Here is a 13,538-nt window from a genome sequence, read left to right on the forward strand (position 1 = left end):
CATATCCCTTTTGCCAATTTGTAGTCTTAATTAACCATTTAACCAATGTAAGGTATCAAATCAGTCAGTTGGTCAATTGTAATCGTTGCGTTACTGACACCATGAAAACCATCAATATCATAAAAGCAGGCCTTAGCGCCAGCATTTAAACCGGCCTCAACATCTAATGGTCGATCACCCACCATAATCGTGTTTGCCGCCTTTAATTGATAACGACTAATTAAATATATTAATGACTCTGGATCCGGCTTACGCTTAAAATGTTGATCACTTGTCACAAAATCAGTAAATAATTCAGCCAGACCATCATGTTCCAGAAAACGAATTGCTCCGCGATCACGGTGTGTTAACAAAAAATTACGACCGCCCTTATCAATCACTGCCTGACAGGTCTCCAGTGCCCCCTTAAGTGGTCTGGGCTCAAGTTGCCGGTCTTCCTCAATTTCATGATAACGTGCCTTAACTTGCTCATTAGGTAGACCTTTTAATTCACTAAAATGTTGAATTGCATAGTGAACCGAACGAACTTTGATTAAACGATAAAGTTCGCTATCTTCAACCTGAATATTAAATTCCTGAAGTGTTTTTTGTAATGATTTTAAAATAATTGGGTATGTATCGTATAAAGTACCATCAAAGTCCCAAATGACAGAATCTAACATCAGTTGAACCACTCCTTCAAAAGTCTAGAACTAGCATAACGTTTTTTAAATTTTCTGTAAATATCTTTTTGATTCTATAACGGTAAAATTAACCAATTAAGCCCTTTTTTTAGAATATTTGAAAGAATACCCAAAAATCGTTTTTAGAAATACGCCTTTCCAAAAGCGTTTACGCTGGATGAGTTAAAAAATACACTTTAACCACCACAACTCATTTATTCGCAGTATCAAATAAAATAGTCACCGGGCCATCATTAACCAATTCGACTTGCATATCAGCACCAAACTCTCCCGTTTCAACCGGAACTGATTGCGCTAGGGCCTGATTGAATTTTTGGTACAGCACCTTCGAACGTGCTGGATCACCTGCACCTTGAAATCCTGGCCGATTACCCTTTTTGGTATCCGCATAAAGGGTAAATTGCGAAACAGACAAAATTGCGCCGCCAATCTGTTCTAGTGAACAATTCATTTTACCCTGTTCATCTTCAAAAACACGTAATTTAATAATTTTATGAACTAAATAATCTAGATCGGCCTGCTGATCTGCATCGGAAAAAGCAACTAATACTAAATAGCCACGTTTGATGGACCCAACGACCTGCTGTTCAATTGTCACCTGTGCCGAACGAACGCGCTGTAAAACGACACGCATCAAGAATTCCCCCTGCTAAGTTTCTTAAATTTGAGCCACTAAAAAAGAGCTATTTCAAAAGCACTCCTTCATCGTACCAAATTCTAACGAGAAAATCAGTTACGTTTACGGATCACTTTTAAAAAGCTCTGTTTAAATCCTATTCTATTGTGGTTATTCCAAAACTAAATACTTTGTTTTTTATCAATTGAACGTACTCGTCTTTTCAGGGCACTGCCACTTGTTTCGTTACTATTTCTATTCACTAGCCCGTCTGACACTATAAACATCAGGAATATTTTTGATACTATCAATAAGCCGGGTTAAATGTGCCAAATTTGTAATCGCAACGGTCACGTGGATGGTTGCCATATTATCATGATCAACCTTGCCACTAACAGAAGTTAGATTCTTAGTCTGTGAATTTAAATTCTGTAAAACATCGTTGAGTAAGCCTGAACGATTATAACCGTAAATTTCCAAATTAGTATCATAACTAACGCCCTTGGCCCCTGTATCTTCCCACTCAACCTCAATTAAACGATTTTCAGCATCTTGGGCATTTTGCACATTCGGACAATCAGTTCGGTGAATTGAAACCCCACGTCCCTTGGTCACGTACCCCACAATTGGATCGCCAGGAACAGGATTGCAACACTTACTCAAGTGAACCAATAAATTATCGACGCCTTGAATAACGACGCCACCTTCATGCTTGATCTTTAGGGGTTGTTCTTTAGTTTTAGTTTTGGCCTGCTGATTAGCCGGTTTAGCGTCTGAATTCAAAACAGCCTTAGCCTGCTGATCCTGGGCTACTTTTTCTCGTGCCTTACGTGCCTTTTCGGTCAAACGGTTACTGACCGCCAATGGTGAAAGCTCACCGTAACCAACGGCGGCTAATAGCTCCTCTTCCGTACTAAAATTAAATCGATCTAAGATCTGACTAAGTGTCTCGCGATTTAAGAAATCTTTTGGCAAAAAATCCATTTCAGCCAATTGCTTTTCCAGCATATCCCGGCCCTTTTCAACATTTTCGGACTTATCTGCTTGCTTGAAGAAGCGTTTAATCTTGTTTCTAGCCTTGCTGGTGTTAACCAAATTAATCCAATCACGGCTGGGCGTAGAATTAGGCGAAGTTAAAATATCAACAATATCACCATTTTTAAGTTGGTAATTAAGCGGCACAATTTTACCATTTACCTTTGCGCCAATCGTTTTATTACCCACTTCTGTATGAATGGTATAGGCAAAATCTAACGGGCCAGAACCCTTAGATAGTTCGTAAACATCGCCCTTGGGTGTGAACACATAAACCCGATCGGAGAAAATATCACCCTTAACACTCTCCATAAAATCGGCAGCATCAGACGTTTCATCTCCGAGCTCTAAAATCTCCCGGAACATGTCGATTCGCTTACCATTTGAATCATATTTAACTTCGTCTTGTTGGCCTTCCTTATAGGCCCAGTGTGCTGCAACACCATATTCGGCAACTTGGTGCATTTCTTCTGTTCGAATTTGAATTTCCAACGGCTTACCTTTGGGCCCAATAACGGTCGTGTGAATGGATTGGTACATATTGGCCTTAGGCATGGCAATATAGTCCTTAAAACGACCAGGCATTGGCTTCCATTTGGTGTGAATAGCACCTAAAACGGCATAACAATCTTTAATCGAATCAACAATAACCCGGATTGCCTGTAAGTCATAGATTTCTTCAAATTGTTTGTGCTTGTCACGCATTTTTTTATAGATCGAATAAATGTGTTTTGGCCGTCCGTAAATTTGGTATTTGATACTGAATTCAGTCATTGATGACTTGATTTCCGTAATGGCCTCGTTGATGTAAGCTTGCCGTTGTGTTCGCTTAGAGTTCATCAAATGAACAATCCGGTAATACTGTTGTGGATTAAGGTAACGCAATGAAATATCTTCTAATTCCCACTTAAATTGACTAATCCCTAAGCGATCGGCTAAGGGTGCATAAATCTCTAACGTTTCATTGGCAATCCGGCGCTGTTTATCCGGTCGCAAATGCTGCAATGTTCGCATATTATGCAGCCGATCGGCCAACTTAACCATGACCACCCGTAAATCTTTGGCCATCGCTAAAATCATTTTACGGTGATTTTCCGCTAGGGCATCCTTATGAGCAACGTACTGGATTTTACTTAATTTTGTTACACCATCAACAATAATAGCAACATCAGTACCAAATAACTCCTTAATATCGCCTAGTGTAACGTTTGTGTCCTCAACAACATCATGTAAAAAACCAGAGGCAACGGTTGCCGGATCCATCTCAAGCTCAGCCAAAATAGCCGCAACCTGAATTGGGTGGATAATATAGGGCTCCCCAGACTGGCGAAATTGTTCTTGATGGACGTAGGTAGCAAAGTCAAGCGCCCGTTTAACGAAAGCGACATGCTCTGAGTTCATATAGGTCTTAACCAACGCCATAATATCATCGGCAGAGTATTCTTTATCTTTTGGCATAGCCGCCACACCCCTTTTACTTTGATACAAAAATAGCACGGTAACGTGAAAACGCAACGTGCTCATTATTTTCAGTAATCACCTAAATTATACCTAAGGTCATTCATTTTGCAACTGAGATTGGTTTTTTTAACCCATAACTCAAATAACTAAGACAGAGATAAATTAGGGCGAACCAATAAGCATATTTTCCGTATAGAAAATAGACTGCAAGTGTAAATAAAAGTGGAAAAATCAGAATTAGCCAAGCTGGTCTTCTTTTCCGAGCAACTTGAAGACCAAACAAAATGGCCGCAATGCCATTAACGATTATAAATCCCCACCCAATTCGCATCACGGAACTAATGTGTAGTGCTCGTGAAATTAGTGGCAAAATAAAAGTTAACAATAAACTAATTAAAAAATAGCTAGTGACTGGTATTAATAGAACTTGCTTTATTTTTGTCAAAATCGTGCCTCACAATTCATTGGATTTTCCGACTAAGAAGTGTCTTGAAACGATTCTTTCATAAGTATTCTGCAACCAAATTAGTTTAAATGTGTCCTAAAAGTAAATTTTGCGCATGACCTTGTTGTATTTCAACTTAGTTAAGCTTCACCTTAATGGAAGGAACAATACCTAGAAATCGTAATTACAGCACTCTCGGCGGGACTTGGGACTTCAATCGATCTTAGTCCGAACGACACCCACTCATAACTATTAATTGCAGAGCAGAATCTAAGTGTTTTACATCTATTTCTAACATTCAGATAATACTATAGATTTTACCATTTTTTACTGTAATTCCCAAATTACGGATAGAGCGGCCAACAAATAAAGTGGGGCTGTTTCCGCACGGAGTATTCTCGGCCCCAACCCCACTGGAACAAACGCCGCATTTTCTAACAAGGCGACTTCTGCAGGTGCTAAACCACCTTCGGGACCAAAAACGGCAACTAAACGCTGTCCTGTCTGCATTTGCCGAACTTGCTTAACCAATTGGGCCGTTTCACCTTGTTTAGCCGCCTCTTCGTAGGCGACAATGCCCGTATCCTTCGTTAACTGCGTAACAGCCTTTAAATTAGGTAAAATAACCACTTTGGGAACACTTAGGCGATGTGATTGCCGTGCTGCTTCTAAGGCGATTTTGGCTAGCCGTTCCTGCTTTTTAGGCTGTTTTTTTTCATCCCACTTTGCAACGCCATACTGGCTCATGAAAAAGACAAACTGGCTAGCACCCATCTCAGTTCCCTTTTGAACAATCCATTCGGCCTTATCCTTTTTAGAAACCCCACAAACAATTGTCACTGTACAGGGCAGTTCACTTTGACTAATCAAAGATTTCTCTAATTGGACAGTAACTTGTTTTCCATCAATGGATTTGATTTTGGCTTGAAAAGCAAACTGCTCATTAAAAACAACTTCAATTTTATCCCCTACCACCATTCGCATAACACGGGTAACGTGATGGGCGGCCTCACTATCCAAGGCGAACGTTTGCCCAATTTTATGCGCATCGGCCGTCATAAAATACCGTTGCATTAAGCGTCATCCTCCTGTAATTGAACAATCAAGGCAAACCAATCACCTTCATTACGCTGCTGGCGAACAACAAAACCGTTAGCAGTCATTGCTTCCCGGATCATCGCTACCTTGTCCACAATAATACCGGACACAATAAAATAACCGTTAGCTTTTAAAAGTGGTTTAACTTGCGGAATCAGTGGAACAATGATTTCAGCCAAAATGTTGGCCACAATTAAATCTGCCTTTTGTTTAATTCCCTGTAATAAATCATTCGCAGTTACTTGAACATCCGCCGCAATCGGGTTTAATGCCAGATTACTTTTGGCGGAAGTAACAGCAACCTCATCTAAATCGTAGGCAAAAACCTGCCTGACGCCTAATAATTTGGCCGCAATACTTAAAACACCTGAACCAGTACCAACATCAAGCATCGTTTCACCGCCGCGAACCTTATCTTCAAGCGCCTCCAACGTCAGCTTAGTTGTTGGGTGGGTTCCAGTTCCAAAAGCCATTCCTGGATCTAACCGAATAACCTGTTCCTGAGACTGTTGCGGTTGGTATTTCTCCCAACTCGGCACAACAGTTAAGTAGCGCGTCACCCGAACTGGATGATAATATTTTTTCCAAGCAGTTGCCCAATCACCCTCGTCAACATCTCCAGTGGTTAAGGTCCCAGCACCGGCGTCAAGTCCATATTGACTTAGCTGCTGCACACGCTGTTTGATAGTGGGTAATAATTCTGGCAAAAAAATAGTCTCTGGATAATAGGCCGATACCTCTGCACCAGACTGAATATGCGGTAATTTTGATGGATCAAAAATCTCGCCATGCTTACCAACACTAATTGGTTTGAAATCGGCCGCATTATTTATTTGAACCCCAGTTGCGCCAGCCTCCATTAAAATATTGGCGACGGCCTCAACAGCTTCATTACTGGTTTTAACTGTTACTTCTGTCCACTTCATTATATTTCTCCCATCTAATTAATCTAAAAACGTGGGTATGGTAAATAATCGCTGGCCTTAATTGAACCATTGGCCGCAACCTGAGCCTGATAAGCAACATTATCCCACTTTAATTGAAATGTCGTCACTGCATCATCGTTTAGGAAAGTCATCAAATCACTTAAACCATTATCAACAACGTCTTCTAAGTAGCTAAAAATGGCAGCAACTTGTTGTTTGGCCAACCCTTGCTTCCCAGTAAAGGGAATCATTGCTAAATAATCAGTTTGGTAGGCTGCACCATCTAAACGCTTAGTATCATAAATTAATAGTTGATCTTCAAACTCAATTTTTTTATCGGTTGAACTGACTCCCGTGGCATCTAAAATAGTCTGTGCCACTTTGTTCTGTGCGATTAAATCAATCGTAATTTCAAAAACGTGATGCTGTTGATCCCAGTTTAAAGCCAATGTTGCGTTTGCATCATCAAAAGCGGCCACTTGCTCCGCCAATTCATCCAATAAGGTTACTTTTTTCATTTTTGCCACCCATTATTCTCTAAATTCATTTCACGCTTCGCAAGCTTCGAAACAAAGGGATTGTGCGCAACATAAAAACGCAATGGTGCCGTTTGCCACTCTCCCTTATCATTAATTCCAATGCGGCCCGTTTCCGCAATCGCTAATGGCCTTTTATAGTGCGTTACATCAAGTGTTAACGGCGAACTAACATAATTCTTTAAATTCAAGTTCAAATTTTGAATGCCAAATGCGCTCATTAATTTTCCCGGTCCATTAGTTAAATCGTACAAGCGCTTCGGCCGATGTCGGTTCAGTTGCATTTGCGCAACACCAGCATCCGGTTCCACCCCACGAATTAAGATTCCTTGGGGATTCCCCTTCTTTTGCGTAATGATATTCAATAAAAACTGTCCGTAAATTGTGTAAATATAGATCGTTCCCGCCGGCCAATAGAGTGCTTCGTTCTTCTTCGAACGGTGCCCACCAAACGCGTGAGCCGCACGATCACGTTGACCAAGGTAAGCTTCATCTTCCACAATATAACCTGAAATTATTCCCTGTGGTGTTTGATAACAAATCTTTTTACCCAACAAATCACGAGCAATTTCAACGGTTGAACGTCCTGCCAAAAAATCATCTAACATTTTATCACCTAAAAATAGCAGCCACCAAATTACTAAATCATTTGCGGATGATCTTATAAAAAGATAACTGGATAAGTTAATTTACTCCGTACCCCAGAACGTAATATCCATCTGTCTATCACCAGAAGTGAAATAATCAATGCCTAATTTCTGGCTAGACTGATTAACAATTTGGTAATATTGTTTTGTGTCAAGATGCCCTGGGTGTACCGCTCGCGCATACAAATATTTTACCATTTTATGAATTAACGGATCATCCAATTTTTGTTGGGCTTCAAATTGAAAAGTTATATAAAGCAAATCACTGGTCGCACGATCAAAAGTAACTTGATCAATCGAATAGCCACCAAAATTAGTTTCCTTTTTCAAATCAGCTACAAATGTTTCGACCTGCTTTCGCGTAAATTTCGCCGTATAAAACATGATTCGCCAAGTGATTGTTTCATTCATTTTAAGCCGCCTCCAGTTTATTCATCATTATGCCATAGCTAACCAGGCTAAACCAGTCATGATGTAAAATAGCTCTTCTAAAAAGAAGATTGTGCTACAATTATGAAAACGGATACAAGAACAGGAGTGATTTTATGAGTACAGTTGGCCAGTATAATGAAAGTACTATTCGCAAAACTAACCCAATCTTTTCACAATTACGGACAACGATTGAATCGGCCTTTTATGGAAATAACATCACGGCCGTTGATGATGTTGCAACCGCCTACCACCTTGCCCACGATGCCCCGGAAACAATCGTCACTGACCTACCAATTAAATATGCTGATGAACTTGGGTTACCTGCTGACGCGGTTATGCTAGTTGATAATAACGGTCAAATAGTCGGACGAACGGCAGCCGCACGCCGTATTCTTGGTCATTCCGGCGTTGATACTGCGGCCATGGCCAAAATTGCCCGGGAGGCCATCTACCAAGGCTCCAAGCAGACTTTTTACAAGACCAGCGTGGTTGTCGGCCTGGACGAGGATTTTATATTAAAGGCCCACTTAGCACTTCCAAAAGGATTTGAAAATAATCTACTTTCTTATTTACTGAATTTTCAAACCATTAATCAACATTACGCAAAACGTTATCAGTCCTCGACAGCTTACAACGAAGGCGACATTTTTATTTACGCCAACCCTGACTTTCAGCACCCTGATTTTCCAAATGGACTTGCACTCTTTGATCCCCAGCATAACGTCGCCATTATCTTGGGATTACGTTATTTTGGTGAATTAAAAAAGGCCACACTTACATTGGCCTGGGCGACTGCGCACCGTAATGGCTACGTTGCTTGCCATGGTGGTGAAAAAGCGTTTCATTTTACTGATCGACCAGACCAAGTTTACGCAATGTTTGGCCTTTCTGGTTCTGGAAAATCAACTTTGACCCACGCAAAACACGGCGGCCGCTTCAAGACAACTGTCTTGCATGACGATGCCTTTGTCATTTCCCGTAAAAATGGTAGCTCAGTTGCGCTTGAACCGGCCTACTTCGATAAAACGAATGATTATCCCTCCGGCACGGCCGAAACCGAGTATTTTATGACCCTGATGAACGTTGGCGTTACCTTAAATACGGCCGGTCAAAAGACCTTGGTTACTGAAGACCTGCGAAATGGTAATGGTCGAACAGTCAAATCGCGTTATGCCTCTACTAATCGGGTAGATAAAGAAAGTGCACCAATTAACGCCATTTTTTGGATCATGAAAGATGATAGTCTCCCGCCTGTTATCAAGGTTTCTGATCCAGTTTTGGCCGCCACCTTAGGCGTAACGTTGGCCACAAAACGTTCTTCTGCCGAAAACCTAGTCGGCAAAATTGATCGTAAAGCCTTAGTGATTGAACCATTTGCTGATCCATTCCGTGCGTACCCACTAAAGGAAGATTACACTGATTTTAAGGGCTTGTTTGCCGAACAAGGGGTTGCTTGCTATATTCTGAACACTGGCTTCTATAATGGTACAAAGGTTCAAAAGGAAGACACATTAGCAATTTTAGAAAAGATTGCTAATCAGGCCGCCAACTGGCAAGATTTCGGATCTTTAAATTATTTAAGCTACTTGGCATTACCCGATTACCCAGTCGATTTTTCAAACTCAGATTACGTTGCGACGCTAAAGGCACACCTAGAAATTCGGTTAGACTGGCTGAAAAATTATGATCAAAATCACGCTGGACAAGAGTTGCCTTCAGAAATTCAAACAAGTCTACAAACATTAATTAACCAACTTAGTGCATAAGACCCAAAATAAGAGGGGACAAAAGTCGGTTTTGGGTTTATTGCGTCACGTAGGCTAGCCTAATAACAGAACTATGGCTATTGGATTAGCTGTAGTTAAGTGCGTGAATCCAGATTTTTGGCACACGCTCTAGAATAACGTTTTAAAACAATAAGGCGGCCGGGACAAAAAGTCCCGGCCGCCTTATTGTTTTAATCAAATTTATAGTTAACGATCAATTAAAAATAATAAATCTGCATCTTGTGACTCTGACTTAACATTATCGTGGTAGGTAAAATCAGCCTTGTCAAATTCCTCTTGAATTTCATCTTTGACTGCTTTTAATGGTCGTTTATCATTTTTTATTTGGTTAATGGCCACTTCCAAATGTGCTTTATCAGATGTATCAAATTTATAGTGAACATCTTCATCGTTTAAGATTACTGTTACCAATTGCTTTGTATCATCCATACCTATTGCCTCTTTTTTATTAGTATCCATTCTAATATAGCGCAATTCATCTCATCTGTTAAGCGCTTTACCAAGCATAAACTAGTTAGTAGGCCGATTTGGTTTAGAGATCATATAAGCTTTAAAATAATAGTTCATAGTTTTAATGAACATCAATCAATCTTTTAATACATAAAATATCTTGTTCTTGCTTTAAAACAGCATTTTAATTAAATAATGATATTTTTAAATAGCATATTAGAATAAATTAAAAAAGATCGTTATTATTTATATTGCTAATAAAAAGCTGTTTGCTTATTAAATACTTAGTAAGTAAACAGCTTTATTTATTTTACATAATTAAATTTATGTTATCTAGTTTCTGGATTAACGTCAATTTTCCACCAACTAGATCATTAATTATTCGTTACCAGTTAATTTAGTTGGATCACCCAGTCGGTACCCATTACCAGTATTCAGCTTAAATTTCTTCTTTAGGCCATTGGTTAGATAAATCTGTTTATCCTTCGTGACAAAAATCGCCTGAATGTTTTGCCTGTGTTTATTATTAATATAAGCCAAACCACCCTTAACACCTTTGTTAAAGGCCGCATTGGATAGTGCATCCCCATCAACGGACTTAGGTGATACAATCGTTACTCCCGCCAAGTTATTCTCGTACGGATAACCCGTATTCATATCCATTAAATAGATATACCTGTGTTCGTTAACCTTTAAATATTGCTCATAAATACCTGCAGTTACGATCGACACATTCTTTTCTGGAATAACCCCTAACGCTTTGCCTCGTGCGGCCAACGGATTCTGAACACCAACGTTCCAAGGTTTATTTTTGCCAACTGGTGAGTGGCCCATCACAACTATATTACCGCCAAGATTAATCACGGCCGTCGTAATCCCATTTTTCTTAAAGACCTCACGAACCTGGTCCGCAATGTAACCTTTGGCAATCCCACCAAAGTCCAAGCGCATCCCTTTTTTAGTTAAATAGACGGTTCGTTTCTTGGCATTAAGCTGAACATCATGATAATCAACCAACGGTAACGCTTGATCAATTTCCTCCTGACTAGGCACACGCGCGCCAGGTAGTCCGATCTTCCATAGGTTGGTAATCGCCCCAATTGACATATCAAAGGCACCAGCGGAGTTTTTACTATAGTACATTGCCTTCTCCACCATTGGCCACATATCAGCGCTAACTTTAACCGGACGAATACCCGCATTCTGATTTATCTTATCTAACTCAGTATTCTTCTTAGTTAAACTTGCTTGGTTATCGGACTTATGAATTCTGGCAAAGCCCTTATCAAGTACGGCCTTTTTTCCTTTATTATAAATTGACAACGTACAAATCGTCCCCATAATAAACTCACTTTTTTGATATGGTCGTTTTATCACTGGAGCCGTTGACCTTTTAGCCTGACACGCACTCAATATGAGTGGTAAAATTAATAATAGAACAACTCCAAGTAACCATTGTTTCTTGGGTTTCATTTTGTGCACCCTTTCTAATTCAAACTTACTTCCTTATTTTAAGGGACTAGTAACACTTTGACAATCAATAAAAAAAGTAACGTTTCACACTTTATCGTTTCTATTAGACAATAGATCCGTTACAATGATGATGGCAACATAATGCGAGGTGCAAATTTATGAAAAAGACAAAAATTTTAAGTCGAATTGAAGCAACGAAAAAGACGCATGAATTAATCGAAGTCCACGTCAAAAAACAAGTCGATGATTTTGAGGTTGGTTTCCCAATTGCCAGCGATCATCGCTGGCTAATTATTGCGGCAATTAACACTGAAGGCCAATTTGACGGCTTTACCCTCTTTGCCCTAAAACGAATCAAAAAAATCAAGGTTGGAACCGCCTATTTGGCCATTGTCCACCACTACATCGATTTCGCTAAGACTCATCAACTTTATGATCCACTAAAATTAGCGGACCGGCAGAAACAAATTAAACATTGGGAAAAGAATCTTAGTCGGCAATTACTTATTTTATTAGCAAAAAAACGAGCTTTTGTTACAATTGGCGGCCGCTTCAAAATAATACCAACTGGCAGAATTTTGGCTGCCTCAACTCACGGCTTCACTTTTCAGCCGTTTTACGAGTTTAACTACACCGTTGCTGACCCACTAACGATTTCATTGAAGGATATTGCCTTTATTCAATTTTGGGATATTTACGATGATCTATACCAATATACTGCCCCAAAAATTGCCAAAAAAACGTTTCAAATACAATCTGAAACAAAAACAGATTAAAAACTGACTAACCAGTTGAAGTTGCAAAATCAATTGGTTAGTCAGTTTTTTTGTCATTAATTTGATTATTAAAATAAAATGCGTTGATTTAAACATGGTCGGATCGCGGCAGAGCTACAAATAACTAACTTTAAACTAACAGATTCTGAAAATCACTTGGCAATTCAGCCTCATACTGATTAATGGCTTTTGTAAAAGGATCAAAGAAACTTAACCGACTTGCATGCAACGCTTGGCGCTTAATCCCCTGATTCAGCGGCCCCTGATAAAGTTCATCACCTAGGAGCGGGTGCCCTAAATAGGCAAAGTGAGCCCGAATTTGGTGCGCCCGACCCGTTAATATTTTTACACGCACAAGGGAGGCGTCCAAATCAGGTAAATAACGTTCTAACCAATATTCTGTCTGCGCCGATTTTCCTGTTTCTAAAACCGATTGCTTAAACTCATTTGGCCGCCGCCCTAATGGGGCATCAATTAAATCATGGGCCTGTTCTAACCGGCCCGTTACTATAGCCAAATATACTTTATCCAATGTCTGTGTTTGAACAAGATTTTGTGCCAAACGGTGCTTAGCAATTAGAACAATGCCGCTAGTAAAGCGATCCAGGCGCGTTATGATGTGCGGAACTTGATCCTGTGCTCCAGTGTTAATTAGATGGCCTTTAACCCGATTAACTACTGTATCTACGCGGTTAGCAGGTCCTGGAACAGTCGTCAATCCGGCCGGCTTATTGATGACTAGCCAGTTACCATCTTCGGCCAAAATAGTTAGCGGCTGGTGGCTGATTGCAACCCGCGGATCAGCACGTTCCACTGGTAATCGAACGCGAACTTGATCATTGCGTACAACATTAGTTTGCCCAGTAGTTAGGTGATCATTAATTAAAATTTGACCACCATTTTGACGAAGATAACGAAAAAAGCGACTACCAATTCCCCGTTCGTTTAAAAAATCTTTCATTGCTTGCTTTTCTTCCTGCTGCTGCCACATAAATTCCATTAATATCCCCCAAAAAATTAGCCGAACTAGTTACCATTGATCGTATCTACCTTAGTAAAACCAGCAATTATTTAACTAAATTAGTTTATTTATTATACGTGTGGTGCTAGTTTGTAACATTTAGAAATTTAACAAAAAAGTCCAACCCAGTTAGACTCATAAGTGACAAAACT

14 protein-coding genes are annotated in these 13,538 nt (G+C 39.9%); 2 read left to right on the forward strand and 12 right to left on the reverse strand.

The features are described from left to right. Positions 1-38 precede the first annotated feature (38 nt). The 9 genes from EKM98_RS05705 to EKM98_RS05745 form a co-directional block, all read right to left on the reverse strand. Positions 39-662, reverse strand: a complete 624-nt coding sequence (locus EKM98_RS05705; protein ID WP_125981198.1) for an HAD-IA family hydrolase — start codon at positions 660-662, stop codon at positions 39-41. 211 nt (positions 663-873) lie between these two features. Next, positions 874-1,317, reverse strand: coding sequence for a D-aminoacyl-tRNA deacylase (gene dtd, locus EKM98_RS05710; RefSeq protein ID WP_125981200.1), 444 nt, complete (start codon positions 1,315-1,317; stop codon positions 874-876). A 237-nt stretch (positions 1,318-1,554) separates the two neighbouring features. Next, positions 1,555-3,792 carry a RelA/SpoT family protein gene (locus EKM98_RS05715; protein ID WP_125981202.1) on the reverse strand — a complete coding sequence of 746 codons (2,238 nt, stop codon included), beginning with the start codon at positions 3,790-3,792 and terminating at the stop codon, positions 1,555-1,557. A gap of 103 nt (positions 3,793-3,895) precedes the next feature. Next, entirely contained in the window at positions 3,896-4,240 is a 345-nt protein-coding gene (locus tag EKM98_RS05720; RefSeq protein ID WP_125981204.1) for a hypothetical protein, read from the reverse strand. A 327-nt stretch (positions 4,241-4,567) separates the two neighbouring features. Then, entirely contained in the window at positions 4,568-5,314 is a 747-nt protein-coding gene (locus tag EKM98_RS05725; RefSeq protein WP_125981205.1) for a 16S rRNA (uracil(1498)-N(3))-methyltransferase, read from the reverse strand. Further along, on the reverse strand, positions 5,314-6,264 hold the full coding sequence (prmA, locus tag EKM98_RS05730; RefSeq protein WP_125981207.1) for a 50S ribosomal protein L11 methyltransferase: 951 nt from the start codon (positions 6,262-6,264) through the stop codon (positions 5,314-5,316). Before prmA ends, EKM98_RS05725 begins: the two co-directional genes overlap by 1 nt. Before the next feature lie 23 nt (positions 6,265-6,287). After that, a complete protein-coding gene (locus EKM98_RS05735; RefSeq protein WP_125981209.1) occupies positions 6,288-6,782 on the reverse strand; it encodes a DUF3013 family protein in 495 nt (164 codons plus the stop codon). Further along, complete coding sequence (locus tag EKM98_RS05740) at positions 6,779-7,408, reverse strand: DNA-3-methyladenine glycosylase (RefSeq protein ID WP_125981210.1); 630 nt, start codon at positions 7,406-7,408, stop codon at positions 6,779-6,781. Before EKM98_RS05740 ends, EKM98_RS05735 begins: the two co-directional genes overlap by 4 nt. Before the next feature lie 81 nt (positions 7,409-7,489). Further along, complete coding sequence (locus EKM98_RS05745) at positions 7,490-7,858, reverse strand: hypothetical protein (RefSeq protein ID WP_125981212.1); 369 nt, start codon at positions 7,856-7,858, stop codon at positions 7,490-7,492. 134 nt (positions 7,859-7,992) lie between these two features. On the opposite strand from EKM98_RS05745, the gene EKM98_RS05750 reads away from it, so the two are divergent. Next, on the forward strand, positions 7,993-9,645 hold the full coding sequence (locus EKM98_RS05750) for a phosphoenolpyruvate carboxykinase (ATP) (protein ID WP_125981214.1): 1,653 nt from the start codon (positions 7,993-7,995) through the stop codon (positions 9,643-9,645). A gap of 207 nt (positions 9,646-9,852) precedes the next feature. Here EKM98_RS05750 and EKM98_RS05755 read toward each other — a convergent pair whose 3' ends face one another. Next, positions 9,853-10,095 carry a hypothetical protein gene (locus tag EKM98_RS05755; RefSeq protein WP_125981216.1) on the reverse strand — a complete coding sequence of 81 codons (243 nt, stop codon included), beginning with the start codon at positions 10,093-10,095 and terminating at the stop codon, positions 9,853-9,855. A 399-nt stretch (positions 10,096-10,494) separates the two neighbouring features. Continuing rightward, on the reverse strand, positions 10,495-11,589 hold the full coding sequence (locus EKM98_RS05760) for an FAD:protein FMN transferase (protein ID WP_125981218.1): 1,095 nt from the start codon (positions 11,587-11,589) through the stop codon (positions 10,495-10,497). A gap of 158 nt (positions 11,590-11,747) precedes the next feature. On the opposite strand from EKM98_RS05760, the gene EKM98_RS05765 reads away from it, so the two are divergent. After that, positions 11,748-12,365 (forward strand): hypothetical protein, encoded by a 618-nt coding sequence (locus tag EKM98_RS05765; RefSeq protein ID WP_125981219.1) that lies wholly within the window; start codon positions 11,748-11,750, stop codon positions 12,363-12,365. Positions 12,366-12,495: 130 nt separating this feature from the next. Here the strand turns inward: EKM98_RS05765 and EKM98_RS05770 are convergent, their stop codons facing one another. Further along, a complete protein-coding gene (locus EKM98_RS05770) occupies positions 12,496-13,365 on the reverse strand; it encodes an RluA family pseudouridine synthase (RefSeq protein WP_125981221.1) in 870 nt (289 codons plus the stop codon). Positions 13,366-13,538: the final 173 nt, after the last annotated feature.

The sequence above is a fragment of the Loigolactobacillus iwatensis genome (genome assembly GCF_003950295.1).
GTDB classification, from domain to species: Bacteria; Bacillota; Bacilli; order Lactobacillales; family Lactobacillaceae; genus Loigolactobacillus; species Loigolactobacillus iwatensis.